This is a genomic window from Glycomyces sp. NPDC047010 (assembly GCF_040644205.1).
GTDB lineage: Bacteria > Actinomycetota > Actinomycetes > Mycobacteriales > Micromonosporaceae > Glycomyces.
In genome coordinates, this window is sequence record NZ_JBEYVY010000001.1 from 212,451 (window position 1) to 238,207 (window position 25,757).

Below are 25,757 nucleotides of genomic sequence, written 5' to 3' on the forward strand. Positions count from 1 at the left end.
CTTCAGGTCCGCTTCAGGTTCCCCTGGATATGTTCTTACTTGCCGAACTTCGGGAAGGCCGAGGCGCCCGCGTACCGGGCCGCGTCGCCGAGGTCTTCCTCGATGCGCAGCAGCTGGTTGTACTTGGCGACGCGGTCGGACCGGGCCGGGGCGCCGGTCTTGATCTGGCCGCAGGTCATGGCCACGGCCAGGTCGGCGATGGTGGTGTCCTCGGTCTCGCCGGACCGGTGGCTCATCATGCAGCCGAAGCCCGCGCGGTGGGCCATCTCGACGGCGTCGGTGGTCTCGGTGAGCGAGCCGATCTGGTTCACCTTGACCAGCAGGCCGTTGGCGGCCTGCTCGTCGATGCCGCGGCGGATGCGCTCGGGGTTCGTCACGAACAGGTCGTCGCCGACGATCTGGAGGCGCGAGCCGACGGCGGCGGTGAGCGCGGACCAGCCGGCCCAGTCGTCCTCGGAGAGGGGGTCCTCGATGGACACGAACGGGTAGGCGCCGATGAGCTCCTCGTAGTAGGCGCTCATCTCGTCGCCGGTCTTCTTCTGGCCCTCGAAGAGGTAGGCGCCGTCGGTGAAGAACTCGGTGGCGGCGACGTCCATCGCGAAGGCGATGTCGGTGCCGAGCTTGTACCCGGCCTTCTCGACGGCCACGGTGATGAGGTCGAGCGCGGCGCGGTTCGACTCCAGGTTCGGCGCGAAGCCGCCCTCGTCGCCGAGGCCGGTGGACAGGCCGCGGTCCTTGAGGACCGACTTGAGCGCGTGGTACGTCTCGGCGCCCCAGCGCAGGGCCTCCTTGAACGTCGGCGCGCCGATCGGGGCGATCATGAACTCCTGGACGTCGACGTTGGAGTCCGCGTGGGAGCCGCCGTTGAGGATGTTCATCATCGGCACGGGCAGGAGGTGCGCGTTCGGGCCGCCCACGTAGCGGTACAGCGGCAGCTCCGCGGAGTCGGCGGCGGCCTTGGCGGCGGCGAGGGACGCGCCGAGGATGGCGTTCGCGCCGAGGTTCGACTTGTCCGGGGTGCCGTCGGCGTCCAGGAGCGCCTGGTCGACGAGGCGCTGCTCAGACGCCTCGATGCCGATCAGGGCGTCGCGGATCGGGCCGTTGACGTTGTCGACGGCCTTCTCGACGCCCTTGCCGAGGTAGCGGGACTTGTCGCCGTCGCGCAGCTCGATGGCCTCGAAGGCGCCGGTGGAGGCGCCGGAGGGCACCGCCGCGCGCTGAAGCGTGTCGTCGTCGAGCAGGATCTCCACTTCGACCGTGGGGTTCCCGCGGGAGTCGAGGATCTCCCTGGCCCGGATGTCTTCAATTGCAGCCACTGTCACTCCTGAGATAGCCGAATCATGACTATCGGCCCGATTACGGGGCCGTGTCCGAAGGATTTCGGCCGACCCGACACTGCGCCGGCCACAGCACCCCAGCCTACGCCCCGGCCCCGGCGGCAGTGCCTCCGAGCCGCGAAAACGCGATGGCGGCGACCGGCCCCCGTCGTGTTACATGGAGGCTGGATAGGGCGCTATAAGGTGGAGTCCTATTCTCAGATCGGACACCTGTGCCAGGCGTGCCCCCCGGATGCCGACGCCCGAACCGCGGCTCGCGAGGGCCGCCGAGAGCGGCCCCGGCGCCTCCATCGCCGCGCACTACGGAAGTGGAGCCCCATGATCGTGCAGAACCCCCTTCGGCGCTGCGCCGCCTTCGGCGCGGCGGCGCTGCTGGCGCTCGCCGGCTGCTCCGGAGGCGAAGGCGGCGGGGAGGCCGCCTCGGAGGACCAGGCCGCCCTCACCGAGCTGAGCGAGCGCCTCGTCGACGGCGAGGGCCACGCCTACACCGCCGAGTACCTCCTCGAAGGATCGGACGACGCCCTCCTCGTTGCCGTCGACCCCGACGCGGGCACCGCCGCTGTCGTCGTCGGCGACCGCCCGTCCCTCTGGGCGGGCGAAGACGCCGCGGACCTCGCCGTCTGGCTTCGCCAGGAGCTCGACGGGCTCCTGCCCACCGACGAGGACGTCGCGTCCTGGCTGGCCGCGGCCGCCGCCGACTCCGCCGCCAGCGCCGACTTCTCGGACACCACCCTCGCCGGCGAGCTCGCCGACTGCGTCGACGTCCAGGGCGCCACCGGCGCCCCCGTCGGCTCCTTCGAGGTCTGCGTGACCACCGTCGGCGTCATCGCCAGCATCACCGCGAAGGTCGGCGACGCCGCGTACACCGCCAAGCTCGTCAACTACCACGACGGCGTCGACTCCGCCTGGCTCGACGGCATCACCGGACAGGCCACCACGAGCAACCAGTGAGAATCACCCTGCGCCCCCCGGCCCGGCGCGTTACAGTCGCCCGGCGGGCCGGGACGGGCGCAACGGGGGTTCACCTGAGAAGGTGTCGGCGCCGCGCCCGGCCCGCACTCCCCCCGACGTAGGCCACATCACAAGCCATATCCCGCTTGCACACCCCCTCCCCCGACCATGTACAGTTGTCTCCGTTGCCGCGGCCAGCCCGCGAACAACAAGGCAAGCTCCCGTCGTCCAGGGGCCTAGGACGCCGCCCTCTCAAGGCGGAAACGGCGGTTCGAATCCGCTCGGGAGTACAGGTAAATACACAGCTCAGGGGCCAACTCCGGTTGGCCCCTGAGTCTATCACCGGGCCCTGTGATAGCACCGTGGTAGCAGGACCGCCCACCACTTCCGGTCAGCGCCCGACCGCCTCCCCCACATTCCGGCCCTCCGACCCAACCCCGTCGAGGAAGTCGAGAAGCCCCTTCACCGGAACCCGGTACTGCCCGCCAACCTTCCGGATAGGCGCCGGAAAGCACCCCCCCCCTCGCGAGCCGATACGCCACCGTCCGCCCGATCCCCAGGATCTGCCCAGCAGTCTCCACATCACAGACCACCCCCAACCCCTCAACCCGCTCTCGCGTCCACGCCCCACCATCGCAAGCAGCCATCGCCAACTCCTCCATCGATCCTGTCCAGCACCTCGCTGGGGGAGCAATACTGACGAGCCCGGCAGCGTCTGGCAAGGATCAACCGCACTTCTCGCAAAAACGACAGGATTCGGGAGCTTCAGCCGATGTGGGTGGTGTGGGTGTCACCGCGCCCGGACGAGGTTGACCGCCGTGGAGTGGAAGAACGCGGGAAAGCAGGCGATACCGGGGGCCAGGAGCACCATCCAGATGAAGATTGACATGGTCTGGTCGGAGTCGAGCGGGCTTGCCTTGAGCGGCGCATCGTCACCTGCCAGAGCCACGATCAGGGCCATACCTGTGGCCCACAAGGCACACGGGATCATGAACAGCGCCCATAGCCAGGCGGGAGCCTCGTCGATGGATTTGAGCATCCGTTCGGGGAACCTCCGCGGCCACAGGAACAAACGCTGTACTGCCCAACAGCATCCCGCGAGCACCAGTCCGAACGGCAGCAGTGGTGCGACCGGGTACTCCAGCGTCGTCTCAGCATCTGATCGGCCTTGCGTGACAACGAAGCCCGCATCGAGATCTTTCGGATCGAACACCGCCCAGAGGTCGGCATCCTCAAGATCCTCCGGACCGCCCCAGTCGTCGAAGCGCACTGGCGTGTTGTCGAACTGGTAACGGGCACCGCCGGACTCGGCGAAGCCGCTGAGGTAGACCGTGTCAGGACCTCCTCTAGAGCCTTGCTTGACGTCGAGGACGGTGTCCGCCTCGGCCGCGACGATCTGCGGTTCCGCTTCGATGAACCGATGCCACGCCTGGTTATTCCCGCTGATCCCGGCCGGAAGCGCGGCCGCGGCGCACCCCAGCCCGTAGGCGATGAGCAATGCCAACCGGCGATGCCGCACCTGGGCCTTGGACGATGCCCGGGTTCTCCCTACCCCTTGTGCACTCGCCCACCACCACGCGACCGCACCGACCCCTCCAGCGAACAACAAGGAGCCAGCCGACGTCGGGAAGCGGTAGCCGCTGAAGAGGAACGAGTACCAGTAGAGGCCGACTACGGCGTGGAGCATAAGGACGGCAGCCCACATAGGCAGGAGCAGGCGAGGGGTTCCCACGAGGTGCTTTCGTTCGGAGGATCAGTCGTGATCGATCCTAACGTGAACGATGCCAAGCAGCAGGACCGAGAATACCTTCTGTCACTGATATTTCTGCTCCCCGCGCCACTCGCATTTCAAGCTGCGGCACTTCGAGATAAGGATCGGCTCCGCGACATCCGAATCGCCGGTAGGTAAGTCGCCACGAATACTGGTGCGAAGACGATCAACGTCGACATTGCGGCTGTTTTTGGCTCGGTGATCCAGGTCGAGGCCACCCACCAGACTGCCGCACCAACAGCTAGAAGCGCCGCAGATCGCCAGATCCCCCAGACCACACCAAGATGCCTCAAAAAGGAGGACGACACATTCATTCGCCGGTGAAGCACGAGTGCCGAGATTGCCGACACACCCACGTAAGAAACAGCGTTGACCAGCATCAGAGCGGCAGCCAAGTGGGGGGTGGACACGATTGCGAAAGCCCCGACGCAGAGCGCGATTCTGAGGAAAGTCGAACTGATCATGATCAGCGCTGGGGTTCGGGCGTCGCCGATCGCGAGGAAGGTGAAGAGCTGGAGCTGTGAGATGGAGTAGGGGATCAGGGCCAGTCCTGCGGCGGCGATGACGGGGGCGGTTGCCTGGGCTGCGGCGTGGGTGTAGTCGCCCCACTCGAAGAGGGCCACTGCGATCGGTTGTGCCAGCGCGATCATTGCGGCGACGGCTGGTGTCGTGAGCATGAGGAGGAGCCGTAGCCCGTGTCGGTACTGGTTCGCGGTCGTAACCGAGGTTGGTTGGTTGGGTTTGGAGAGTTCGGGTGTGAGTGCGGTGATGACGGGTAGTGCGAGGACGCCGTAGGCCATCATGAGCAGGACCCAGGCGTTGTTGTAGATCAGCGGGCCGGGTCCGCCTTCGGCGGCTGCGGCTCGGATGAGGCCGAGGATGACCAGGAGGCCGAGTTGGCCGGCGGTGACGTAGGCGGTGACCCACAGGATCGTCTTTGCGAGGCCGCGGAGTCCGAATCCGCGCAGGCTTGGTTGCCATCGCCAGAGCACGCCCGCTTTTCGCGTGGCAGGGATGAGGATCAGCGCTTGGAGTGCAGCGCCCAGCAGGGTGGCGCCGCCCAGCAGGATGGTGCGGAGGTCGCCAAAGTCGCCGACGGGGAAGGCGATGAGGACCAGGGCTGCGGTGATGAGTGTGAGGTTGTTGCAGGCCGGGGACCAGGCGGGGAGTGCGAAGGTGCCGCGTGCGTTGAGGATTGCGGTGGCGACGGCGCCGATGCCGTAGAACAACACGACGGGCACGGTGAACATCGCGAACGCCGTGGTCAGGTTCGCGCTCTCGCCATAGGTCGCAGTGCCTCCGAGGAGGGGGATCAGCAACGGCACGGCTGCGGTTGCGACGAGGGCGGCGAGGCCGAAGGCGACTGCGGCGAAGCTGAGGAGTCGTTGCGCGAACTCGCGCCCGCCGTCCTGATGATTGGCCTTAGCCTGGTTCAGGAGAGGAACGAGGACTGCGGTGCCGATGCCGCCGAGCAGGATCTCGTAGACGATGCCGGGGAGCATGACGGCGGTGGTGTAGGCGTCGCCGACCAGTCCGGCCCCGAGGGCGGCACCGATGGCGGCCGTGCGGATGAAGCCGGTGACGCGGCTGGAGAGCGCGCCGACGGCGATGAGTGAGCTTCGGCCGAGCAGGGTTCTCGCACTGGTCATGCGATCGGGACGACCTGCCCTGTCAGGAGCCTGTCGATCCGAGCAGAGGCGGCGGCTGCTTGCCGGTTCCCGGCGGGAAGTGCCTCGCGCAGGATGCGGAGTTCTCGGCGGATACGCGTGGAGCGGACGAGCTGGAGGTCGCCGACCGCTTGCCCTGCAAGCGAGATGCCCTCGGCGGATTCTCCGGCGGCGCAGGAGATCGAGGCTTGGCGCAGTCGGCAGAGGGTGGCCGATCTGCCTCGGGAGCTGCCGAGCGTGCTGCTTGCCACGGCAAGGTGTTCGATTGCGGTGGAGGCGGCCAGGGCGTGCCGGTTCTGCTGGTAGCTGAGGTAGGCGGCGAAGCCGGTTGAGGCCATGAGGGTCTGGGGTCCGCGGAAGGCGGGGAGCCAGACGGGTGCGCCGTCCGGGATCTCGCTGTCGATCGCGCGTTCGTAGGCGAGGTCGATGTAGCGCAGGGTCTCGTTGAGCTCGCCAAGCTGGCCGTATGCTTCGGCGGTCACGCCGAGGAGAGCGGCTTTGAGCTGGTCGACGATCGAGTCGTCAGCGAGGGCGAGTTCGGCGCATGCCAGGGCCTCGGAGGGCCTTCCGAGGAAGACCGCCTGTCCGGCCATGTCGCAGAGGGCTTGAGCGGTCAAGTTGCGGTCGTCGGCTTCTGCGGCGAGGCGGACGCCGAGGCCGAACATGCGGTTCGCCTGGTCGTGGAGTCCGAGGTCGAATGCGGTCCAGCCGGTCCGGTCGGCGAGGTAGCCGGCGGCCGAGGCGAGGCGTTTGCGGAGCGGTTCGGATCGGGTCTGTTCGATCAGGCCGGTCGCCCACGTCAGCAGCGATTGGCCTTCGCTGATGAGGGCATGACCGCCGCCTCGCAGGTCTCGGGAGGTGAGCGCGAGTGCGGCCTGCTCAAGTTCCTCGGCGTCGAACTCGCTGACCATGCTCGGGGCCGCGACTGGGCCGGTCACGCTTTCGATCTCGTCGGCCAGAGGGGTGCCAGCGCCGATGCCGGTCGTGGTCGCCACGAATCCGCGGAGGAGCGTACGTCGTCTCATCTCGGCCTCGTCAATGTCGTCGTCAGCAGGTACGGAGCCTGCGGCCCTGGTCGTGACTCCGATCGGCAGCGACCACCCTAGCGCGCGGTGGTAGGCGAGCACGATCCCTGGAGTCAGCGGCCGAATGCCGCGCTCGACTCGCGACAAGTGGCTCTTCGACTTGCCGGTGATGCGGGCGAGGATGTCCAGCCCGATTCCAGCTTCGATTCGCGCGGCGCGAAGCCGGGCTCCATCTGCATCGTCCATGACGGCCTCCCATGAGTGCCACGTTGCGGAACGTCCATTTTGAGTTGCCGCAACGACGCAACGGTGACAGCCGGTGTGTCCCCGCTCATTGTAGTTTCCAGCGGTGCATGTCGCATCGCCCGAAAGCGGCGGACCGCCACCGGAGAATCACGATCCCAGCGGCCCGCATCACCAGAACGAGATGGAAGGCGAACTGGTGACATGGAGACCATACTGGCCGATGCCAAGGCGGCCGACATGCATGCGGCGATAGCCGTCCATCGTCCTCGCCTGACGTGGGCGGGGATCAAGAAGTGCCGACGGTGTCGCCAGCGTTGGCGAGGCCGCGGCTGCCAGGACTTCCGAGACGCCTTTGCCTACCTCGTGATCCGCGGGGCAGTGGGGGCTCCGCGGCTCTCGCGGCAACGCTCAGGTGGTGCGTGGTGAACGGAACCGAGGAGATCGATCTCGTGGGGGACGCGCTTCCGCTGGAAATCGTCAACATCGACGGCCAGCGCCTCACCTTTACCTGGTACTTCCTCAGCGGCGTCGACCGGCTGACCGTCACCGCAAGCGGCGACCGCCTCGGCGTGGTCGAACAACTGGAAAGCAACAGCCCACGCCTGCTCCCGGATTCGGACTGGTCCGACTGGCTCGACACCGACGGCCGCACAGACCGGATCGTCGCGGCGGCACAGCAGCAGTGGCATCACCGAGGCGAGATCGTCGCCGACCGCGCCCTACGCGAAGGCGGGCAACTGTGAGCTGACCAGCCTCAGCTCGATGACTTCATTCCAGAGGGCCGCCGTAGGTGGACGGCGGCCCTCACTCCCACTCATCCAACAACCCTCATCGATGGAACGGAGACCAGTCATGATCGAAGCGCTCGCTACCGGAACGTTCACCCACGAGGAGATCGCCGCGCTCAAGCGCGACTTCGCCGACGCCTACCGGGACGCCCCCGTCCTCATCACCGGCGCTGACGGCTTCCTCGGCTCGCACCTGACCGACGCCCTCATCGAACTCGGCGCGGACGTCCACATCACGGTCCGTCCCAAGGCCCACCGGCAGCTCCACCACCTCGAACACCAGCGAGGGCGCCTCACCCTCCACTGGTGCGACCTCACCGATCGCCTCGCGGTGGACCAGGCCGTCCGCGCTCTCTCGAATGCTGACCGCCCTGTTTACGTCTTCAACTTCGCTGCCTTCAGCCACGTCGGCTACTCGTGGCACCTCCCCCAGGCCGTCTTCAACGCCAACGTCAGCGCCACCCTCAACCTGCTCCAGTCGCTCGTGGACCACCGCATCGAACTCGCGTGCTTCGACCAGGTCGGCACTTCCGAGGAGTACGGCAACGCCCACGGCCTGAACCACGGCGACGACCTCGACGAAGTCGTCTTCACCGAGACCTCGCCGCTGGACCCACAATCGATCTACGGCACCTCGAAGGTCACGCAGGACTTCCTGGCCCGCAACTTCCACGCCGCATATGGTCTGCCGGTAATCGTGGTCCGCATGTTCAACCACTTCGGCCCCCGCCAGTCCCTGGAGTTCATCACCGGCGAGATCATCCGGCAGGCGTCCCAGTCCGAGCGGATCGTCCTTGGCGACCTCCGCCCGCGCCGCGACTTCACCTTCTTCGTCGATGGCATCCGCGCCCACCTCGCCCTCGCCGCGCACGGCAAGGCCGGCGAGGTCTACACCTACGGGAACGGCAAGAGCATCACCATGAAGGACTGGGCCCAGCTCATCATCGACCTCGGCGAGCGAGCCGGACATTGGAGCGCCCGGACCCTGCTCTCGGACACCGACCGATTCCGTCCCGGTGACTCCGAAGTCCTCGCGCTGCGGGTCGACGCCAGGAAGGTTCGTGACGCCGTCGGCTGGGAACCGACCGTCACTTGGGAGGCCGGGTTGCGCCGCACCATCGACTACGTCAACGATGCCCTGATCCCCCACTAGAACGACCGCCACGCAGTATCGATCGAAGGACACCCGATGACCGAGCATGCCGACAGCCTCCGACTCGCATGGCTGGCCGACCGCTTCCGCGCGCAAGCCACGCTCGGCCTGCACTACCGACCCGACCGTTTCGATCGTGAACGGTTCACGCGCCTCCGACGGCACGCGGCCGAACTCGCATCGCTGATCTATCCGCGAGACGTCGACGCGATCGAGGAGTCCTTCAGTACCGACAGCGGCATCCACACTCCCAAAGCCGCTGTCGCCTTGTACATCAAGTGCGCGGACGGGGCCCGGCTCTGGCGGACCTTCCTCCTGGAGCCGGGCAGACTCTTGCCGGACGAACTCAAGGCTGCGGCTGTCCGGATCGCTGCGGCGGGACCGGGTCGGCCTGTCGGTTTGACCGACAGCCGCGTGTTGGGCCTTCCCGACCCGCACACCTACCTCGCGATCTACCGGACCACCAGTTCCCTCACACGCGCCGAACTGCGAGGGGTCTGGCCGACGCCCGACACTGCGATTCAGCGACCCTTTACCGGCATCTCCCCCGCGTCCATACCCGCTTTGCCTCGACAAATCGACGAGCGGCCCGTCATCGTCAGCCCCGTCGTCGCCGCCATCTGTCGTGACATCGTGGAGATCGCGGAGGAAGGAGTCTTGGAGACGGCCGATCCGTACAACGTCGAGCGCTTCGAGCAGCTCGGTGCGCTCGCCGCGAACATCACCGTAGAGCCAATCGGCTATCGGCGATTCGGCCCGTTCGAGCTCCATCCGTCCGCGGCGGCAACAGGGACGGAGATTGCCATCCGAGACGAAATTGGCCGAGTTCTGCTGATCCAGCGGTCCGACACCGGGCAGTGGGCGATACCCGGCGGCGCCTGCGAGGTCGGAGAGGGCTGGGCGGTGACGGCCGTCCGCGAAGCACGCGAGGAGATCGGGCTGGGTCTCGATGCGGCTGATTTGGCGCTGGTCGATGTGTTCGACAATCGGGCCATCACGTCGGAGCCGACCACCATCCCGGTCATCGCCGTGTTCAGCATGAACCTCAAAACCAGCGGCCGCACCGTCACATGGAACCGCGAAGTTGCCGACACCGCGTGGGTGACCTTGCCCGATCTGAAAGACCTCGACCTGTTCCGAGGTCACCGCACGAAGATCACCGCAGCCTTGCAACCGACCGACGAACCAAGAGCTTGATGTCCCGGACGGCGCGGTAAGACGGTGACTCCTGCCGTTCCGCCATCTTCTAGGTAGCGAGTCGAATCCGCCTGAGCCGCCTGAGCAATGCGACGGAAGAGCCGAGCTGGAGTCCGGGCCTCGATCACAGACAGAGGGTAGTAGCCCCACGAGGAAACCTCTGACTCACGAAGCTTGATGTCAGCTTCCTGGTCAGCACTGAGCTGTCCGCCATCGAAGGCGAAAAGGATCTTATCGCCCTCACTCGGTGCAGGAGCCCAATCAACGACCAGAAGTCCGCCGAGGGCGATTTCGATGCCCAGCTCCTCCCGGACCTCTCGCAGGCACGCCTCGACCGGGGATTCGCCGACTTCGACGTAGCCGCCCGGCAGTTCCAAGGGCTCCTTGTAGGTGGGCTGAACCATGAGGATGTCGCCGACCGGATTGCGAATCAACGCCGCGGACGCAGCGAACGCACGCGCGCGCCGCAGCGGCGAGTCATGCTCACTCGAAACCTGCTCCATCAAAATCTCCTTGGCTTCCGATCTCGTCAAGATCCGATTACATACGCCTAATGCGGATCTCGATGCACGTCCAATTGAAACCTCATGACAATATCATTCAAGAGTTGACAGGATCAGATGAGATACAGCATCGAACTAGGCGAAGATACGACCATCTACCTGCGATAATAACCTTCAATGGCCCTATGAGAAAAAGGGCAGACACATCTTGCACTCTGCGAGTGCGGGTTGTATTGTTGCCGATCCGCCCGCTTCCCCGGCGGATCTGGTGTCATTTTCTGTCGACTATTTCTCTCCTCGGTCTTGGTGGTTCTCCCTGCTTTCGTTGAAGAAGATCTACGCCGGTTCGGGCTACCTGTATCTGACCGAGTCGGTGGCGGCCGGTGACACGCCCCGGGTGTTTGCGACTGAGGCGGACGCGGTCGCGTACTACAACGCGCGCGGCAACCCGCCCGGGATCTGGCTCGGTTCCGGGCTCGACGGGCTCGACCTCAAGCCCGATGACCGCGTAATTGAGGAGCAGATGCGGTTCCTGTTCGGGGAAGGCATGCGCCCGGACGCGCAGCGGGTCATGGACGCTCACATCGCCGCCAACGCCCACCGGATTCGCAAGCCAGGCGACGAGGAGAAGATCGCCGAGGAAGCGGTGCGCGCCGCGCGGTTGGGACGGGCGTTCCCGAAGTACCAGCAGAGGACGCTCGACTACACCGAGCGGTTCAACCGGCAGGTCGACAAGATCCTCATCGAACTTGGCCGGGAGCCGACCCCTGCCGAGCTGCGTGAGGCCCGGAAAATCGCAGCGCAGAGGAGCAAGCAGGCCGTGGTCGGATATGACCTGGTGTTCGCGCCCGTCAAGTCCGCGTCGTTGCTGTGGGGCCTGCATGATTCGCAGCAGGTTCGGGCGCAGGTGAAGTGGGCGCATGACGCCGCCGTCGCGGAGGCGTTGAAGTATCTGGAGGAGCATGCGGCGTTCACGCGGGTCGGGGCCGGCGGCCCCGCCCAGGTCGACACCCGCGGGCTGATCGCGGTCTCCTTCGATCACTTCGACAACCGCAACGGCGAACCCCACCTCCACACGCATCTCGCGGTGGCGAACCGAGTCCAGGCCGCCGGGGATGGGAAGTGGCGGACCATCGACGGCCGCCCGCTGCACTTCATCACCGTGACCGCCGGAGCGGTCTACGACTCCGCGTTCCGCGCCGAACTGACGAAGCGGCTTGGGGTCGAGTGGCGGATGCGCACCGACACGAGAGCAAGTAAGGAACCGGTCTGGGAGATCGCCGGGGTCAAGGACGAGTGGATCAAGTCCTTCGCGTCCCGCCGTGAGGGGATCGTCGAGCGCTACAACGAACTCACCGCGGACTACCGCGCCCAGCACGGCCGCACGCCCGACAAGGCAACTGAGCGGCAGCTTGCGCGGACTGCGAACCTCGACACGCGCAACGTCAAGAGCACCGCGAAGTCCCTGGGCGAGCTGAACGGGATCTGGCAGGGCCAGTTCACCGACAGGTTCGGCACCGACGCCCTCACCGAGTTCCAGCGAGCCGCGGGGAAGCCGCGATCCGTCTCCACCCTAGTCTCCGGGCTGGACCTGTCCGCGCTCGCCGAAGAAGTAACCACGCGGGTCTCGGAGTACCGGGCGGTGTGGAACCGGTGGAACGTCGAGGCCGCCGCCCACCGGACCCTGGCCGAGCACGGCGTCACCCTCACCGACCACGCCCAGCGGACGGCGCTGGTCGAGCAGATCACCGACACCGCACTGGGCGCGTCCATCAGTCTCGAAGCCCCAGTTGTCGTATCTGAACCGGCCGTGTTGCGCCGCAACGACGGCGTCTCGGTGTTCACCCCGCACGGCGCGGCCCGCTACACCTCCGAACAGATCCTCACCGCTGAAGCGAACCTCGTCCAAGCCGCCACCATCCCCGGTGTGGTCGACGCGGTTGCCCCCGAGCAAGCCGCCGCCTCGTTGAAGAACTTCGAGCAGCAGGCGGGCCGATCTCTCGATGCCGGGCAGCGGAAACTCGTCGAGTCGTTCGCGACCGACACCCGCCAGTCCGTCGCCGGGATCGGGCCAGCGGGGACCGGGAAGACCACCGCCATGCGCGCCCTCGCCCACGTCCTCGACACCGACGGCCGCCGACTGGTCCCACTCGCGTCCTCCGGGGCCGCCGCCGCGGTCCTCGCCGCCGAACTCGACCGGCCAGCCGAGAACGTCCACAAGTTCCTCCACGAGCACATCAAGGGCCGTTGGGCGAACGACCTGTCGCACGGCACTGCTGTCCCACCGGCGTTCGAGCAGTTCCGTATCCGGCCCGGCGACATGGTCCTGGTCGACGAGGCCGGCATGACCGGCACGCTCAACCTCGACCGACTCCGCCAGATCACCGACCACCACGGCGCAGTCCTGCGATTGCTCGGCGACCACTACCAGCTCTCCGCCGTCGAATCCGGCGGCGCCCTCCGACTCCTCGCCGCCGAGACCCCCACCGTCGTGCTCGATGAAGTCCATCGCTTCCATGACCCCGCCGAAGCCGTCGCTTCCCTCCAACTCCGCGAAGGCGACAACACCGCCGTCGACTTCTACGCCGCTAACGGCCGCCTCCACGCCGGGGACACGGAGGACTTGCGGGAACGGGTCTACCAGGCATGGCTATCCGACACCCAGAGCGGCAAGGACTCACTCATGATCGCCGGAACCAATACCGAGGTCACCGCACTCTCCGCCCGCGCCCGCGAAGACCTCCTCATTGCAGGGAAGGTCGCAGCGGACGGCGTCACCCTGCATGACGGCAACGAGGCCGGGACCAGCGACTTGATCGTCACGCGGACTCCGCGGCGCGACTTCGCCTGCCAGGACGGGCAGTTCGTCAAAAACGGCGACACCTGGCTAGTGGAGACCCGCCACGGCGACGATGCCCTGGCCGTCCGCCACACCGAACACGGCGGACGCCTCGTCCTCCCTGCCGAGTATGTCGCCGAATCGGTCGAACTCGCCTACGCCGTCACCGGCCACCGTTCCCAAGGCCGCACCGTCGACACCACCCACTCACTGATCGACCCGGAGCTGGCCGGACGCGAAAGCACCTACGTGCCCGCCACCCGCGGCAAGGAGGCCAACCACCTCTACTTCACCGTCGACGTCCCCGAGGACCAACCGCTCACGCCGAACCAAGAGAGATCCGAAGCCCAAGCCGCCTTCATCCGAGTGCTCGACCGCGATGACGCCGAACTCTCCGCCACCGAAACCCTCCGCAACAACCTCACCCGCGCCGGCACCATCCCCGACCTCGCCGAAAAACTCGCCTACACCGAAGACCTCCGCGCTGCCCGACATCGCGACTACGAACCACCTCAACAACACCTGCTGATCGCCGCGCCATGGATCAGGTACAACCCAATCGAGGATGACCCGAGACCAAACACCTTGGAGAGCTACACCGACACCCTTCTCGACGCCATCCACGACCGCGCCTACTCACTCGCCGAGCTCGCCGTCACCGCCAAACCCGCCTGGGTCGACTACCTCGGCCGCGAACCCGAAGACCCCACCGCCAAAGCCATGTGGTGGCAGAGAGTCGCCATAGTCTGCGCCGCCACTGACCACACCGGCAACGACCAGAACGATCCATGGGGATGGACTCCCAGGACCTCGACCGAGCGCTACATCCTCGACGTTGCCGAAACCGCAGCCCACCAAGCCCACGACCTCACCACTGGGTGTCGCCGAGTCGGCGAGATTCCTTCCCCTGAAGTCGAGGCACAACAACTCAGTCGCGTCCAGGCTTTCGAAGGTTTCCAGGATCACCGACCACAGGAGCTGAAGGCAACGACACAGTTGCCCGGGCCTCTAAACCCACCAAAGCCATCATTCTGAGCCAGATTCATTGGCAACAATCGGATTCATGTCATGCAGTGCGACGAACTCTTCAGCGAGCCTCACCGCAACATTTGGATGATCCTGGCCCAACATTTCCAGAGAAAGCTCAAAACCACCTTTATCCAGCAATTGCATCCTCAAGGTGTCGGATTCCTCAGGACTAAGTACCGATATGCTCAGAAGGCACTTAAATTTCAACCCCTCCGAGTGGATGCAGGATGCTATTTCACGAGCCTTCCCACCGAGCCCAATCAGGGAATATATCGAGGCAAGCTCGAAGTAAAATTCATCAGTACGCGAAGATTGGCTAGTGGAAATCTCAGCTTCGATATCAGCAACAAGACAATAGGCCTTAATAAAGTCCTGATCCTCAATACAGTAGCGAGCGAGGCAAAGCATGGCCAAGACCCTTTCGGAATCGATTGTGCCTGCAGTAACAGTTTCCGCGAGTTCGAATTCTCCTTCATAACAGAGCGCACGAACCAGATAAAGCCTTGAATAACTTGAGGTAGGGTGTGTCGCAATTCTTACAGCTCGCTCAATCTGACCATTCGAGACCAGCGAGTAAAATAGCTGAGGCTCTGCCCATGTCGAAATTGATTGCGTAATCAAACTGTTCAAACTCTCTAGCAAGAAGTCCTGATACATCTCAGCCTTCTGCATATTATCTATGTCAATCGACAAGGACATTGCATCCCGACTTATTATCATCCTCCAAACCGAATCTACAACTTCCCTCAGAAGACAGTCTATTCGGTCTAGCAGATTTGACACATCGGACCCAGCGCTTGCTCGCGCCATAGCCGCGAGCACCAAGCATGAATATTGCGGTGCCATCTCCACTTCAAGCAGGCGCTCAAACTCCGCAATAGAATTCGATCTCGCCAAGACACGAGTAACTGAATATAGAGTCCAGTGATCGATTAGGTCAGGCGATCGATTCGAAAGCACCTGAGTACAAATCTGGAGCAATCTTTCAACCAGTTCAACGTGGCCAGATTCAGGTATTGATGCAATGATTGATACCAAGGAATCTATATCGCCAAAAATCGAGCCATCGGCTCGAGAAAGTGCTTCGGAATCCAATGCAAATTTCTCGGCCTCATCAAGGCTACTCGCAGACTTTGCCAACGAGACAGCAAACTCAGCAAGTGAATCGACCCGCGCTCCAGTATAGCTAATCATACCGATCACTTCACGCGCCAGATCAAACTCTTTCGCCCCTAGAAGAGTCCGACAAAGCGCCGACAGTTTTTCTGACTCAATCGTAGGATCAGCTAGTCCTTGCCATTCAGAGCGAACCATCTCAAGCATCCGATTATAGCAATCCTTGAGAGGTGAACTTGCCCAGTATATGTATCCATCCACGAGCGCTGAGAAGCGCTCAGATTCATCCTCAATTTCCCCCAAGTACCTCTGAGACTCAAGGAAATCGCCTTTTGAGAGATAATACATTGCAAGCCCTGCAAGCGCGCGATTACGCAAAATTGGATCTGAGCCCGCACTTAGCTGACGCCAGCGATTGAGCACGGGAGTGAGCACGGTTCCATCTTCGAGCTTGGCAGAAATCGATATAGCCTGGTCCAGCAGTAGAGTCTGCGTCCAAGGGTTGTCCAGCGTCAAAACCAAGTCGAGATACTGAAGTGTTGCCCTTTCATATTTTTCCGCGTCTCTTACCGCTGAATAGAATTCGATCAAATAGATCCAGGCCATCACGACTTTGAAATCCTCGTCGTCGTTAGAAGTAAATACTCTGAGGCGCCGCTCCAGGATCTCAACTTCCTTTTTCTTGTTTAGTCGAACAAGGACTTTTGCGAGAGGAGGTATCAGATGGCGTTCGTACTCGTCATCAAAGTTGGAGGATGCCGCAAACGCAGCTTCAATGCATTCCTGCGCGATTTCATTTTGATTGCAATCAATCAAGGCATTCGCCATGTTTACCAAGGCGGGCACGCGTCGTTCAGGACGGCGAATTGAGTAGACAGTAGCCTTGGCACGGTTGAGATTTCCAATTCGTACCCATGCTTCAGGCAGTGCATCGGAGATCAACTCGTTGCTCTTGAGGAGAATAGCTCGGTACATCGAAAGTCGGGCCATCGAAAGGATGTTTGCAGGCCTTCTCTCTAGAAGCCTGCCCTGAGCTATTTCGATCTCCGCAAGTGCAAGACTATCTCCGCCGCTCATCGCGCGAATCCTATTCTGACGCTGCAGATCAGTCGCAAGTTGCACCATCAATGGAATGCTATTTGTTTCACTTGCCATCCTAAAGTAGCCATACAAGAGATACCCGGGTGTATCATTCGGCCACTTCAAGTCCCGATACGTTGACGCCCAGTTCTTGATCCGTTCAATATAGGTGCCAACTTGGTCCGTAATGGCAGCAAGTGCAAACTCTTGAAGTTCCTCATGAGCAAGTGTGTAGACGTGGGGACCGGATCCCATCGCAAAAGAGGGACGGGAGATGAATGCCCGCCCAAAGGATGCAGCGAGAAGATCTTCGACCATAAATATTGGTTCACGAGTCAGTTCTGCCAGGTCCATAGCGGTGAGTCCGCCTCGTGCCGCCACAATAAATCCGAGCACGTCACGTTCAAGCATCGTTCCATGCAGGATGTTTCTCAGGTCCCTCTGAAGCTCATTCTGTTTAGCGATTGCATGCTCCGATCGCCCAAGTTCATATACTGCCTCATTTTTTCTGAGGGGATGATTCGAGGGCACATCGTCCGGAAGAGGCGGATTATAGCGACCTGATACAATAATTCGAAGATTGTCTGGGAGCGACCAAGGTAGAAGCCCTGCTATTGAGTTACCCCCTGGTGACACTCCCCGGTCCTCATCCAGTCCATCCACCACCAACACAAGTCGATCGCGATGGCTTTCACATCGTGCAGCAGCCGCGCGCAACATGGAAAGCATGTGAGCTTCCTTCAACCCTTCTTGATATTCAGTTGGAATTGGTACCTCGAGGATCACGGCTAGCTGTTCAATCAGGGCATCAACAAAGGCATATCTGTCACTTGCACCCGCCAGGCGACCAGTGATAAAGAAAGAAACGACCCGAGTATGTTTCGGTGGATTAAGTACAAAGTTTGACAATAGCGCGGACTTTCCCGCCCAGGCAGGGCCTTTGATATATGCGTACTCTTGAGCTTCGACAGCAACACAAAAGCGATGCAGGAAGTCGCTTTCCTCGCATCTATCATGAAGTTCATTGGGTGCAATTCGCCGAACTTGCTCAATGTAACTTGAATTCTTTGGAACCTGGCTCAGAGGCCTGACATTAACATTGCCAATGAGTGTGCCACTTACTGCAACTCCTCCGGATTGCGCCTCAGAGTCTCCAGTATTGTAATTAGAAGTGCGCGTTTTTCGGCTTGCATCTTCTGCCATCTGCTTCCCTTGCTCAAGGTCTAGTCTAATCGAACTTCTCGGGCGTCGCGATCCCGCTTATTGCCCTTCCAGAGCTTTCCGCACTTGCAGTCCCACTACCGTCAAGCTCGATATCAGTGCTGGATTGGATGTCCGGTACAAACACTCCGGAAACAGCTAGCCCGCCTCCGCTTGCGCGAGCCGAGCCGGAGTTCTTGACCGAGACTGAGTTCGAGTGACCGGTGGGAATCATTTGAAGTACTGATACCGCAAGTGCCGCAATTGCTACTAGAGCTGACACAACGGATGCGACCTTGCTTGCTTGATCCCAGGAGATCGTCGAGAACGTAACGGCGGCGCTGGCGACCAAGATCCCAGCCGTGATGACTACTACCCGCTTCATGCTTCAGAATTTTACCGTCGATCGAGCGAGGCCCTCGTGCGGCCAGTTACGAGACGATCTGCCGCGGCGTGCATGGCCCCGGCATTCGGGTCCCTCAGATTAGCTTCTCGCTTTGCGGGCCATTTCAGCTTGGATTCGGCCCATCTCCTTGACAAGGTCGTCCATCGACATGTTGTCCAACGGTGAAACTTGGGCCGGGCTGCTAGGTTGACGCTGTTGTGGTAGCTGAGCGGTGCCGTTGCGAATCTTTTCGAGGGCGCTCAAGGTCTTGTCGTCGTTGCCCTTGAGTTTGCGGACGTACTTGGCGGTGGTAACGATGCTTTTGTGGCCTACGCGGTCTCGGACGGATTCGAGGTCGGCTCCTCCGGCGAGGAGCCAGGAGATGTGGGTGGCTCGGAGGTCGTGGACTCGGATGCGGGATTTGATGCCGACGGCTTCGAGGGCGGGGTGCCAGATTCGGCGGCGGAACCACCAGCCTGGTACGTGGCCTTCGGGATTGAGGGCTTTCTTGGCGGGTTGCTTGGAGTCGTGGGTGTCGAGGCCGACCGCGCGGCGGGAGGCTCGGTAGGCGGCGTAGGCGCCTCGGCAGTGGTCACAGCGGCACTTGGCTAGTTGGTAGGCGGTGGTGGTGCCGTGGCGGTATTGGCGGCCGGCGGCGTTGGGTGGGGTGAGTCCTAGGTCTTCGGGTGGGAGTGACTGAGAAGGGATCTCAGGGGCTTCGTAGGTGAAGAGGAGGTCGTCTCCGGACTTGCCGGTGATCTCTAGGTAGCGGTCCACCTTCTTGGCAAAGGGCTCGGAGACTTTGACTTCGAGGGGCTTCTTGCCCTTGGGGTACGGCTTCACGCGGAAGGAGTAGCCGTCGGGGTCGCGGCTTGGGCGGACCTTGATGACCGCTCGGGAGACCTTGAAGGTGCGTTCGGTGGAGTGCCAGTCCTTCGCGCGGAGTTCGGTGAGTTCGCCCCAGCGGAAGCCGGTTTCGATGTCGGTCTCTAGGAGCATCTGCATCTCGAAGTCGGCGATTTCAACGAAGACTGCGTCGAACTCTTCGACAGTCAGGATTTCCTTCTCAGTCTCGGGGACCGTGGGGAGCTTGATTCCCTTGCAGGGGTGGAGGTAGATGAGGCCGTCGTTCAGCGCGGTCTTGAAGATGGCGCTCAGCGGGCTCATCGTCTTCTTGAGGTTCGCCGGAGAGACCTCCTGGTCCTTGCGCATCCAGGTGACCCACTCGCGGACGTCGGCGGGGTAGATCTGGTTCATGGGGAGGTGGCCGAACCAGGGGTTGAGGTACTTCCGGATGCGGTACTCGTAGTCGTCGGCGGAGGACTGCTCGATGACGTGGTTGGGGAACCAGGTTTCGAGGACGTAGTCCTTGAACTTGACGCGGCCGCCCTTGGCGTCGACGATGCGGCCGTCCGCGATGCGGGCTTCGGCGGCCTGCCAGGCTTTGTCGGATTCTTTCTCGGTGGCGTAGGTGCCCTCGTAGACGGTTTCGCCGCGCATGTCGCGGAAGTAGGCCCTGTAGGTCGTTCGGCCCTTCTTGGAGACGTGGGGAACGCTCCAGCCCATTGGCTCCTCCTGTGTGGAATCCGTGGTAGCACCGTGGTAGCGGACTGGGGTGTCAGCCCTCGGTGGAACATGGTCATTTCAGTCAGGAGTTGACAACTGAAACAAGCCATCTACCAGCAGTTTCACACGCACTCAGGCCTGTGACCAGCAATCTGCAAATATGACAGGGAAGCTCTCTCAAGGCGGAAACGGCGGTTCGAATCCGCTCGGGAGTACATATAGACGTAGAAGCTCAGGGACCAACTCCGGTTGGTCCCTGAGCTTATTTTGCGTACTTGAATCCGCTTCGGGGGTAGGTGAGGCGGCGGAGGAGGGTTTCGAGGGGGCCTCGTCTGCCGTTGCGGGCCATGGCTGCGGCGAGGGCGACGGTGGCGGCCCAGACGGCGACGGCTATGGCGGAGGCGGCGGCGTCGGTGAGTTCGGTGCCGAGTCCTGCCCCCTGGGGGGAGAAGAGGGCGACGAAGGCGACGGACTGGAGTACATAGCAGGTCAGGGAGCGCTGGCCGCAGGCCGCGAGGGCTCGGGGGATGGCGCCGGGGGTCCCGGCTGACCGGCGGTCTGCGATGAGGCCGATGAGTGCGGCGTAGGCGAGGCCGGCGGCGATGCCGGTGACGCTGTGGAGGGCGTAGGCGGAGACGGCGGCGGGGGTGTGCGGGTCCCACAGGCCGGTTTCGGCGAGCATCAGGGGGGTGCCGCCGACGAGGCTGATGGCGGTGCCCCACAGGGCGGTCCGGGTGAGGAGCCCGCGGTGGCGGCCGGGTTCGTCGAGGACGCGGCGGCGGGCGGCCCAGATGCCGATGGCGAAGGCGGGCAGGATGCTGACCAGATAGAAGGTCGGGGTGAGCGCCGACCAGGTCATCAGGCGCATCGCGAGGGCGGCCAGGGGGTCGGCGATGGTGGTGGGCTGCTCGGTGCGGTGGTCCGCGGACTCGGCCGAGAGGCCGAGGAGGACGAGGACCGCGATGTGGGCGAGCGAGGTCAGGGCCGCGATCTTGAGCAGGGTGCGGTCGCGGGCGACGAGCATGCCGGTGAACAGCAGGCCCACGAAGCCGTAGGCGGCGAGGATGTCGCCGAAGAACAGCAGCAGCGCGTGCGCGAAGCCGAAGACGAGGAGCCAGGCGCTGCGCCTGCGCACGATCCGGCGGGTCTGGGGCCAGGTCGCGCCCTTGCGGGTCTGGCGGTCGACCAGGCGGACGAGGCCGTAGCCGAATAGCGCGGCGAACATCGGCAGGGCGCGGCCGTCGACGAGGAGGACCTGGACGCCGGTGAGGAGGCGTTCGAGGGGTGCGGCGTCGACGGCGTAGCCGCGGAAGCCGGTCTGGTCGTGGCCGATGAACATGTGGGCGTGGGCGAGTGCGATGAGCAGCAGCATGGTGCCGCGGGCGAGGTCGGGGGCGAGGGACCGCTGCGCGGCGGGGGTCGCGGTGTGGACGGCGGGTGGCGAGAGCGTCATGGCGGCTCCAGAATTAGATACATGAGTGTATCTAACGAGATTAAGCTACGGTGGTGTATCTCAGTGGAACGGGGGTGCGCTTTGAGCGAAGCCGAAGGTCAGACGCGGCGCAGGGGCAAGGATCTACTCGACGCGATCTACGCTGCGGCCGTGGAGGAAGCGGCCGCAGCAGGGGTCGGGCGGCTGACCATGGACGGCATCGCCAAGCGCGCCCGCACGCCCCGGACCACGCTCTACCGGCGCTGGTCGGACCCGGTCGAGCTGCTACTGGACGCGCTCCACGACCTCCACCCGGTGGAGGCCCCAGCCCCCGGCGCGGACGACCTGCGCGGGGACTTGATCGCCGCGCTGCGCATGATGGTCGACTGGGCGCTCAGCCCCGCCGGTCGGGCGGTCCTGGTCATCGTCGCCGACCCGCGCCGCGACCCGGTCGTCATGGAGGCGCTGTACCAGCGGGTGTTCGCCGAGAAGGGCGGCACGTTCACGCAGACCGTCCTGCGCCACTACGCCGACCACGGCCACCTCGACCCCGCCCTGCTCACCCCGGTCGTGGTCGACATCGGCGAGGCCATGGTCACCAAGCGGATGATGGACACCGGCGAGGACCCCGGCGACGAGTACCTCGCCGCGATCGTCGACCAGGCCATCCTTCCGGCCGTCGGACTCAGATAGACAGAAGAGCTCAGGGGCCGACTTCGGTCGGCCCCTGAGCTTTTCTGCGTCCTAGGCGGCGGTCTTGTTGCCGCGGAGGGTCAGGGCCGCGAGCAGTGCGGCGGCGAGGGCGACGGCGGCCGCCGCGGTGAAGGCGGTCGAGAAGCCGTCGGTGAGGGCGGGCTTGTCGCCGATGTCGGCGGCGCCGTTGGCGGCGGCGAGGGCCGTGATCACGGCGAGGCCGAGGGCCGAGCCGATCTGGTAGCCGGTGTTGACGATGCCGGAAGCGAGGCCGCCCTGCTCGGGGCGGGCGCTGGAGATGGCCAGTTGGAGCGACGGGATGAACGCCAGGGCCATGCCCAGTGCCGCGAGGAGCGAGGCGGGGAGGACGTCGGCGGCGAAGGTGCCGTCGGGGCGGATGAAGGAGAGCCAGAAGAGGCCCCCGGCGAGGAGGACCAGGCCGGTGACGATCATGGCCTTGGAGCCGAACCGGGCCATGAGGCGCGGAGCGAGGGCGACCATGCCGATCATGATGAGCGCGGTCATCGGCAGCAGCGCCGCCCCGGACGGGAAGGCCGAGAAGCCGAGGACCTGCTGGAGGTAGAGGTTCAGGAAGAACCACATCGGGATCCAGGCCGCCCCGAGGAGGAGCTGCGCGAGGTTGGCCGCGCCGAGGTTCGGGGCGCGGAAGATCGCGAGCGGCATGAGCGGGTTGCTCCGCTTCGCTTGCAGCGCGAGGAACGCGGCGATGAGGACCGCGGCGGCCAGGAGCGTGCCCCAGGTGGCGGGTGCGGCCCAGCCGGCCTCGGCGGCGCGGACGATCGCGAAGACCGCGGCCGCGAGGCCGAGGGTCGCGGTGAGGGCGCCGAGGAGGTCGATCGATCCGCGCTGGGCGCGGCCGCCGGGCAGGAGCGCCGGGGCGGCGGCGAGGGCGAGGACGGCGATGGGGACGTTGATGTAGAAGACCCAGGGCCAGGACGCGTACTCGGTGATGAGGCCGCCGAGGAAGACCCCGGCGGTGCCGCCCGCGGGCGCGGCGGCGCCGTAGAACGCGAACGCCTTCGTCAGGTCCTTCGGGTTGTCGCCGAACAGCATCATGAGCAGTGTGAGCGCCGAGGGGGCGATGAGCGCGGCCCCGGCACCCTGGACGCCGCGTCCGGCGAGTTCGGCCGCGGGGTTCTGGGCGAGGCCCGCGACGAGCGAGCCGGCGGCCAGGATCAGCCAGCCGAGGCCGAACATCCGGCGGGCGCCGAGGAGGTCGGAGAGCCTGCCGCCCAGGAGGAGCAGGCCGCCGAAGACGACGACGTAGGCGTTGAAGACCCACGAGAGGCCCTCCTGGGTGAAGCCGAGGTCCTCCTGCATCTTCGGGAGGGCGACGCCGATGATCGAGGTGTCCATGATGACCGTGAACTGGGCCAGGGCGATGAGCGCGAGGGCGATCCAGCGCCGTGAGGCCGGTGGGGTCGCAGTGGACGACATGTCCGTCTCCTATACCGGTAGGGGGTATGCCTGAGGGGCACTACTCCGTTGGGGCGCATGAGCCCCGAGGACCGGTGCTCTGCGTGGATGTAGTTCTAACATACCCCCCTGGGGTATAGCCAACCGATGTGGCGCGGATCGCCGAACGGAAAGGGCCCGGCCGATCGGCCGGGCCCTTTCACTCACTGCGCCTTGGTGATCGCTGCGGCGACTTGTCTGACCTCGTCGATGCCCTGGCGGGAGAAGGGGTCCCGGACCTCGACGGCGAGGCCGGGGGCGAGGAGGCGGGCGACCTCGCGGTCGCTGGACAGGCCGTCGGCGCCGAAGGGCTCGGGCTTCCAGTCGTCGCCGCGCTCGTGGTACTCGGCGAGGAACGCGCGGAGGGCGTCCATGTCGGCGAGAGCCTCGCCGCGCATCGCCTGGATCTGGAGGTCGACGCGCCAGGCTCCGCTGTCCGGGGAAGCACCGTCGAGGCGCGTCTCCCAGACGCGCTGGACGAAGGCGACGCCGCCCCATTCGAACTCGAAGTCGGAGGCGGAGCCGAGCCGGTCGGGCAGGTACCCGATCGCGAGGCCGCCGATGTGCGTTTCCTGGCTGCTCACAGTCATGTCTCCATTGTAGGTATTTGCGTGTGGAGTGTGCTATTGCCTCTAAATCCTGCTTGTCCGAGAATCAACTGTTGCGTAAGTTCAGCATGTCTTGTGGGTAAAAGATGTGATTCACCCCTTGCGTCGCTTCGTCATCCCATGATTCGATGATTTCCGGTCCCTCCGTACTCCCCCACTTCCCCCGCAGGAGCCTCCATGCAGACACTCAAGCGCGCCGCCGCCGTCGTCTCGGCGGCGGCCCTGGCCGTGTTCACGGTCCTCGTCCTCGACGCCGCCCCGGCCCAGGCCGTGCGGCCGCCGGGCATCCCGTCCCTGTCCACCGCGCAGTCGGAGCTGAACGCGCTGACCGTCGCCTCCGAGTCCCACGGCGACTCGTACGACCGGGACCTGTTCCCGCACTGGTCGAGCGTGGGCGACGGCTGCACCGCGCGGCAGTACGTCCTCAAGCGGGACGGCACCGACGTCGAGACCGGCTCGGACTGCCAGCCCGACTCCGGCTCGTGGCAGTCGGACTTCGACAATCAGTGGACCTCGACTGTCTCGAACGCGACGGTCGACCACGTCGTGGCCCTCTCCGAGGCGTGGGCGTCCGGCGCCTGGGCCTGGTCCACCGCCGAGCGCGAGGACTTCGCCAACGACATCAGCTCGCCGCAGCTGTGGATCGCGACCACCTCCGCGAACTCCTCGAAGAGCGACTACGACCCGGCCGAGTGGATGCCCACGAACACCTCGGTCCGCTGCGACTACGTCAAGGCGTGGACGCACGTCAAGTACCTGTACGACCTGACGATCGACTCGGCGGAGAAGTCGGCGATCCAGTCGCACTTCGATGCCTACTGCTAAGACCTGAACAATGGCGGCGCCCCCGGATTCCGGGGGCGCCGCCGTCGTTCACATGAAGTTCGCGGTGGTGATGAGGCCGGTGATCGCCGCGAAGGACAGTGCGACGATCGCGATGATCATGCCGGTGACGGCCATGCCCTTGCCGGAGACGCCGCCGCCCGCGTTGCGGATCTGCTTGCGCGCGTGGAGGGCCAGGAACAGCGAGCCGAGGCCGAACAGGGCCGAGCTCATGAAGAACGTGACCCCCGCCCAGGGGGTGACGATCGCGAAGAGCATCCCCGGCAGGGCGCCGAGGACGGCGCCGATGCCGGCGACCAGGGAACCGATCGCCGGGCCGGACGGTATGGGCCGCAGGCGCGGCTGCACGATCAGGAAGCCGTCGATGGTGACCGGCGCCGGGACGGGCGGCCAGTACGCGGCAGGGTGGTACTGCGGGACCTGCTGGTACGGCTGCGGGTGGCCGTGGACCGGCGGGCCCGGTTGGACGGGCTGCATGTGGGGTTGGTTCATGGGAGCCGGGGGCGGCTGGAGATGAGGATGGTACGGATCCTGCGCGGTCACGCCCCCAGACTATCCGCCGCGGAGCGTCCTCGCGACCTGGGCGAAGTACTCGTCGACCTCCGCGGTGTCGTAACCGCGCATAGTGAGCTGGAAGCCCATGTTGGTGAGCGAGTCGGGGTGGGGCGGGGCGCCGGCGTCCGTCGCGGTTCTGATGCGGGCGACCGCGCGGTCGACTTGGGCGCGGTCGTATCCGCGGAAACGGACAGAGAAGAAGGGGTTCTCCATACGTCACAGTCTGCCAGGTCAACGCCACCCTTTGGGATCGGGCCGCCGTCTGATGAATTTGTGGGGAAATATCAACTTCTAACG

Annotated in this window: 20 protein-coding genes and 1 tRNA gene; 8 read left to right on the forward strand and 13 right to left on the reverse strand. The window is 64.5% G+C overall.

Annotation, left to right across the window (positions count from 1 at the left end):
* Positions 1-35: 35 nt before the first annotated feature.
* Positions 36-1,316, reverse strand: coding sequence for a phosphopyruvate hydratase (gene eno, locus AB0A65_RS01000; RefSeq protein ID WP_359944195.1), 1,281 nt, complete (start codon positions 1,314-1,316; stop codon positions 36-38).
* Positions 1,317-1,655: 339 nt separating this feature from the next.
* Here eno and AB0A65_RS01005 point away from each other — a divergent pair, with 339 nt between their 5' ends.
* Entirely contained in the window at positions 1,656-2,288 is a 633-nt protein-coding gene (locus AB0A65_RS01005) for a hypothetical protein (RefSeq protein ID WP_359944198.1), read from the forward strand.
* Positions 2,289-2,505: 217 nt separating this feature from the next.
* Positions 2,506-2,578, forward strand: a tRNA-Glu gene (locus AB0A65_RS01010).
* Positions 2,579-3,078: 500 nt separating this feature from the next.
* Here the strand turns inward: AB0A65_RS01010 and AB0A65_RS01015 are convergent.
* The 3 genes from AB0A65_RS01015 to AB0A65_RS01025 all read right to left on the reverse strand — a co-directional run bounded on the left by AB0A65_RS01015 (position 3,079) and on the right by AB0A65_RS01025 (position 6,997).
* Complete coding sequence (locus AB0A65_RS01015) at positions 3,079-3,792, reverse strand: hypothetical protein (RefSeq protein ID WP_359944201.1); 714 nt, start codon at positions 3,790-3,792, stop codon at positions 3,079-3,081.
* A gap of 344 nt (positions 3,793-4,136) precedes the next feature.
* The gene (locus AB0A65_RS01020) at positions 4,137-5,708 is read right to left on the reverse strand and encodes a lipid II flippase MurJ (RefSeq protein WP_359944204.1); all 1,572 of its coding nucleotides are present in this window, start codon (positions 5,706-5,708) and stop codon (positions 4,137-4,139) included.
* On the reverse strand, positions 5,705-6,997 hold the full coding sequence (locus AB0A65_RS01025) for a helix-turn-helix transcriptional regulator (RefSeq protein ID WP_359944207.1): 1,293 nt from the start codon (positions 6,995-6,997) through the stop codon (positions 5,705-5,707). The genes AB0A65_RS01020 and AB0A65_RS01025 overlap by 4 nt, the downstream gene beginning before the upstream one ends.
* 422 nt (positions 6,998-7,419) lie before the next feature.
* On the opposite strand from AB0A65_RS01025, the gene AB0A65_RS01030 reads away from it, so the two are divergent.
* From AB0A65_RS01030 to AB0A65_RS01040, 3 genes are all read left to right on the forward strand, one after another.
* Complete coding sequence (locus tag AB0A65_RS01030; RefSeq protein ID WP_359944210.1) at positions 7,420-7,740, forward strand: hypothetical protein; 321 nt, start codon at positions 7,420-7,422, stop codon at positions 7,738-7,740.
* 109 nt (positions 7,741-7,849) lie between these two features.
* Positions 7,850-8,938, forward strand: coding sequence for a GDP-mannose 4,6-dehydratase (locus AB0A65_RS01035; protein ID WP_359944213.1), 1,089 nt, complete (start codon positions 7,850-7,852; stop codon positions 8,936-8,938).
* A gap of 36 nt (positions 8,939-8,974) precedes the next feature.
* Positions 8,975-10,135, forward strand: coding sequence for an NUDIX hydrolase N-terminal domain-containing protein (locus AB0A65_RS01040; RefSeq protein WP_359944216.1), 1,161 nt, complete (start codon positions 8,975-8,977; stop codon positions 10,133-10,135).
* Here the strand turns inward: AB0A65_RS01040 and AB0A65_RS01045 are convergent.
* Positions 10,081-10,638 carry an NUDIX hydrolase gene (locus AB0A65_RS01045; protein ID WP_359944218.1) on the reverse strand — a complete coding sequence of 186 codons (558 nt, stop codon included), beginning with the start codon at positions 10,636-10,638 and terminating at the stop codon, positions 10,081-10,083. The genes AB0A65_RS01040 and AB0A65_RS01045 overlap by 55 nt on opposite strands.
* Before the next feature lie 325 nt (positions 10,639-10,963).
* Here AB0A65_RS01045 and mobF point away from each other — a divergent pair, with 325 nt between their 5' ends.
* A complete protein-coding gene (gene mobF / locus AB0A65_RS01050; RefSeq protein WP_359944221.1) occupies positions 10,964-14,512 on the forward strand; it encodes a MobF family relaxase in 3,549 nt (1,182 codons plus the stop codon).
* Here mobF and AB0A65_RS01055 read toward each other — a convergent pair.
* From AB0A65_RS01055 to AB0A65_RS01070, 4 genes are all read right to left on the reverse strand, one after another.
* Complete coding sequence (locus tag AB0A65_RS01055; protein ID WP_359944224.1) at positions 14,504-17,905, reverse strand: hypothetical protein; 3,402 nt, start codon at positions 17,903-17,905, stop codon at positions 14,504-14,506. The two genes, mobF and AB0A65_RS01055, sit on opposite strands and share 9 nt — an antisense overlap.
* 25 nt (positions 17,906-17,930) lie before the next feature.
* Complete coding sequence (locus tag AB0A65_RS01060) at positions 17,931-18,287, reverse strand: hypothetical protein (RefSeq protein WP_359944226.1); 357 nt, start codon at positions 18,285-18,287, stop codon at positions 17,931-17,933.
* A 99-nt stretch (positions 18,288-18,386) separates the two neighbouring features.
* A complete protein-coding gene (locus AB0A65_RS01065; protein WP_359944228.1) occupies positions 18,387-19,853 on the reverse strand; it encodes a tyrosine-type recombinase/integrase in 1,467 nt (488 codons plus the stop codon).
* Between the two features lie 262 nt (positions 19,854-20,115).
* Positions 20,116-21,306: a DUF418 domain-containing protein gene (locus AB0A65_RS01070; RefSeq protein ID WP_359944229.1), complete on the reverse strand. Its 1,191-nt coding sequence runs from the start codon at positions 21,304-21,306 to the stop codon at positions 20,116-20,118.
* Positions 21,307-21,387: 81 nt separating this feature from the next.
* Between AB0A65_RS01070 and AB0A65_RS01075 the strand changes: the two genes are divergently transcribed.
* Positions 21,388-21,978, forward strand: coding sequence for a TetR-like C-terminal domain-containing protein (locus AB0A65_RS01075; protein WP_359944232.1), 591 nt, complete (start codon positions 21,388-21,390; stop codon positions 21,976-21,978).
* Between the two features lie 51 nt (positions 21,979-22,029).
* Here the strand turns inward: AB0A65_RS01075 and AB0A65_RS01080 are convergent, their stop codons facing one another.
* Positions 22,030-23,436, reverse strand: a complete 1,407-nt coding sequence (locus AB0A65_RS01080) for an MFS transporter (protein WP_359944235.1) — start codon at positions 23,434-23,436, stop codon at positions 22,030-22,032.
* Between the two features lie 182 nt (positions 23,437-23,618).
* Complete coding sequence (locus AB0A65_RS01085) at positions 23,619-24,044, reverse strand: hypothetical protein (protein WP_359944238.1); 426 nt, start codon at positions 24,042-24,044, stop codon at positions 23,619-23,621.
* Positions 24,045-24,239: 195 nt separating this feature from the next.
* Between AB0A65_RS01085 and AB0A65_RS01090 the strand changes: the two genes are divergently transcribed.
* Complete coding sequence (locus tag AB0A65_RS01090; RefSeq protein ID WP_359944240.1) at positions 24,240-24,887, forward strand: HNH endonuclease family protein; 648 nt, start codon at positions 24,240-24,242, stop codon at positions 24,885-24,887.
* A 48-nt stretch (positions 24,888-24,935) separates the two neighbouring features.
* On the opposite strand, the gene AB0A65_RS01095 is transcribed toward AB0A65_RS01090, so the two are convergent.
* Complete coding sequence (locus AB0A65_RS01095; protein ID WP_359944243.1) at positions 24,936-25,382, reverse strand: hypothetical protein; 447 nt, start codon at positions 25,380-25,382, stop codon at positions 24,936-24,938.
* A gap of 75 nt (positions 25,383-25,457) precedes the next feature.
* Positions 25,458-25,673 carry a DivIVA domain-containing protein gene (locus AB0A65_RS01100; protein ID WP_359944246.1) on the reverse strand — a complete coding sequence of 72 codons (216 nt, stop codon included), beginning with the start codon at positions 25,671-25,673 and terminating at the stop codon, positions 25,458-25,460.
* Positions 25,674-25,757: the final 84 nt, after the last annotated feature.